This is a genomic window from uncultured Salinisphaera sp. (assembly GCF_964012375.1).
Classification (GTDB): Bacteria; Pseudomonadota; Gammaproteobacteria; order Nevskiales; family Salinisphaeraceae; genus Salinisphaera.
Window position 1 is genome coordinate 1 of record NZ_CAXGSH010000172.1, and the last position, 3,177, is coordinate 3,177.

General features: G+C 61.2%; 3 protein-coding genes and 1 pseudogene. All 4 read left to right on the plus strand.

Features of this window, described 5'->3' with window-relative positions:
- Positions 1 to 726, plus strand: a pseudogene (locus ABNU97_RS17540) (NADH:ubiquinone reductase (Na(+)-transporting) subunit A); the annotation flags it as partial.
- A 4-nt stretch (positions 727 to 730) separates the two neighbouring features.
- Positions 731 to 1,990 carry an NADH:ubiquinone reductase (Na(+)-transporting) subunit B gene (locus tag ABNU97_RS17545; protein ID WP_348767955.1) on the plus strand — a complete coding sequence of 420 codons (1,260 nt, stop codon included), beginning with the start codon at positions 731 to 733 and terminating at the stop codon, positions 1,988 to 1,990.
- A gap of 3 nt (positions 1,991 to 1,993) precedes the next feature.
- Complete coding sequence (locus tag ABNU97_RS17550; RefSeq protein ID WP_348767956.1) at positions 1,994 to 2,803, plus strand: Na(+)-translocating NADH-quinone reductase subunit C; 810 nt, start codon at positions 1,994 to 1,996, stop codon at positions 2,801 to 2,803.
- Between the two features lie 2 nt (positions 2,804 to 2,805).
- On the plus strand, positions 2,806 to 3,177 hold a 372-nt coding region (locus tag ABNU97_RS17555), incomplete at its 3' end, for an Rnf-Nqr domain containing protein (RefSeq protein WP_348767957.1).

Genomic DNA, 3,177 nt, shown 5'->3' on the forward strand with positions numbered 1-3,177 from the left:
TTCGTGACCGCCGAGTTCGAAGGCAAGCATCCGGCCGGGCTGGTCGGTACCCACGTGCATTTTCTCGATCCGGTCGGCGTCGATAGCTGTGTGTGGCATCTGGGCTATCAGGACGTCATGGCCATCGGCGCGTTGTTCACCACCGGGCGTATCAACGTCGAGCGTGTGGTCGCGCTGTGTGGGCCGGCGGCATCGAATCCGCGCCTGCTGCGCACGCGTATGGGTGCAAGTACGGATGAGTTGCTGCACGACGAGCTCGAAGGCGACGAGGTTCGCGCGATCTCTGGTTCGGTTCTGTCCGGGCGTCGCGCCGCCGAGTGGGGTTCCTTCATCGGCCGCTACGACACCCAGCTGACGCTGTTGCCGGAAAGCCGGGAGCGGCCGTTCATGGGCTGGTTGGCGCCGGGCCGTGATCGGTTCTCCAAGATCAACGTCTTTCTGTCGAGCCTGCTCAAGCCGTCGAGTTACAAATTCAATACGTCGCAGAACGGCAGTGCCCGAGCGATGGTGCCGATCGGCAACTACGAAGAAGTCATGCCGCTCGATATTCTGCCCACGCAGCTGCTGCGCGCACTGCTGGTGCAGGATACGGACAGCGCCCAGGCGCTGGGTGCCACCGAGCTCGACGAAGAGGATTTGGCACTGCTGACGTTCGTCGACGTGGCCAAATACGATTTCGGGCCGCACCTGCGTGCGAATCTCGACATCATCGAACGCGAGGGTTGATTCCATGGCGGGTTTGAGAGAAGGGCTGGATCGCTTGCACCCGCTGTTCGCCAAGGGCGGACGGTTCGAGCGTTTCTATGCGCTCTATGAAATGGTGGATACGTTCTTTTATTCGCCGGCGGACACGACCCGAAACGCGCCACACGTACGCGACGGGATCGACCTCAAGCGCGTAATGATCTACGTGTGGCTGGCGACCTTCCCCTGTATTTTCATGGCCTGCTGGAATACCGGCTTTCAGGCCAATATGGCCATGTCGCAGATGGGCCTCGACAGCGTCGATAACTGGCGCCAGATACCCCTGGCCTGGTTCGGTGTCGGCCACAGCCCCGATAGTTTCTGGGACAACTTCGTCTTCGGGTTCTGGTATTTCGCGCCGGTCTATTTCGTGACGTTCGTGGTGGGCGGCATCTGGGAGGCGCTGTTTGCCGCAGTTCGCAATCACGAAATCAACGAAGGCTTCTTTGCCACGTCCATTCTCTACACGCTGACGCTGCCGCCGGCGATCCCGCTCTGGCAGGCCGCGCTGGGTATCACCTTCGGCATTGTCGTGGGCAAGGAAGTATTTGGCGGTACCGGCAAGAACTTCCTCAATCCGGCGCTCACCGGGCGCGCGTTCCTGTTCTTCGCCTTTCCTGCCTACATGTCCGGCGATAGCGTCTGGACCGCCGTCGACGGCTGGTCGGCGGCCACGCCGCTGGGCCTGGGTGCCAGTGATGGCATGAACGCGATCACCAGTCAGATTACCTGGTGGGATGCATTCGCCGGCGATATCCAGGGCTCGCTGGGTTCGACCTCCACGCTGGCGATTCTTCTGGGCGCAGCATTTCTGCTCTACACCCGGGTGGCGTCCTGGCGGATCATGGCCGGCTGCGTGGGCGGCCTGGTCGGTATTACTTTGCTGTTCAACCTCATCGGCAGCGACACCAACCAGATGTTCGCCATGCCGTGGTACTGGCATCTGGTGATTGGCGGTTTTGCCTTCGGTGCCGTGTTCATGGCAACGGATCCGGTCAGCGCCTCGATGACCAACACCGGACGCCTGATCTACGGCGCGCTAATCGGCGTGATGACCGGTCTGGTGCGGGTGGTCAATCCGGCCTTCCCGGAAGGCATCATGCTGGCGATTCTGTTTGCGAACATCTTTGCACCGCTAATCGACTATTTTGTGGTGCAGGCCAACGTGCGGCGGCGCCAGAAGCGTCTGGCCGGCGCCAACGGCAGCCGGCGCGGCAAGTCGGTCGATACGGTGGCCGCGGAGTAGATCATGGTTGGTATTGTCGGATTTTCTCGTGACGGCGTCGGCTACGTGGTGGTGGTCGCGCTTGCGGTGTGTCTGGTTTGCTCGGTGCTGGTGGCGTCGGCGGCGACTTTCCTCAAGCCGATGCAGACGGTCAACGCCAAGGCTGACCGCCGCAGTAACATTCTCGAGGTCGCGGGGCTGCCCAGCGGTGCCGATGTCGACGTGAACGAAGTCTTTCGCGACCGGATCGAAGCCCGCGTCGTCGACTTGTCCACCGGCGAATACGTGCCGGACATGGAGTCGGGCAACTTCGACCAGCGGCGCGCGGCATCGGACCCGGACACCAGCATCAAGATCCCGCGCTCGCAGGATATCGCCGATATCAAGCAGCGCTCGAAGTATGCCGAGGTGTATCTGGTCAAGGATGACCAGGGCAAGCTCAAGACCATCGTGCTGCCGATTCACGGCTATGGCCTGTGGTCGACGATGTACGGCTTTCTGGCGCTCGCGCCCGACGCGAATACGGTCCAGGGCATCAAGTACTACGAGCAGGGCGAAACGCCCGGTCTCGGTGCCGAAGTGGAAAATCCGCGCTGGCGTGCCAAATGGGACGGCAAGAAGGTCTACGATGACAGCGGCGACGTGGAGTTGAGCGTAATCAAGGGCAGTGTCGGCCAGGGTACGCCGAACGCGCAGTACAAGGTTGACGGCCTGTCCGGCGCGACGCTGACCAGCCGCGGCGTGTCGAATACGATTCACTACTGGTTGGGCGAGAACGGGTTCGAGCCGTTTCTCGACAAGATGCGCAGCGGCAAGCTGTCGGCGGAGGGATAGACATGGCACAGAGTCAGGCTATGAAGGTGTTGACCGAACCGCTGGTCAACAACAATCCGATCGCCCTGCAGATTCTGGGTATTTGTAGCGCGCTTGCCGTGACCAACCAGGTCGCGACTGCGTTGCTGATGTGCGCGGCGCTGACCGCGGTTACCGCCTGTTCGAACTTTTCGATCAGCCTGATCCGCAACCATATCCCGTCGAGCATTCGCATCATCGTGCAGATGACCATCATCGCTTCGCTGGTGATTGTGGTGGATCAGCTGCTCAAGGCCTTCGCCTACGATCTGGCCAAGTCGATGTCGGTGTTCGTGGGTCTGATCATCACCAACTGCATTGTCATGGGGCGCGCTGAAGCCTTTGCCATGAAAGAG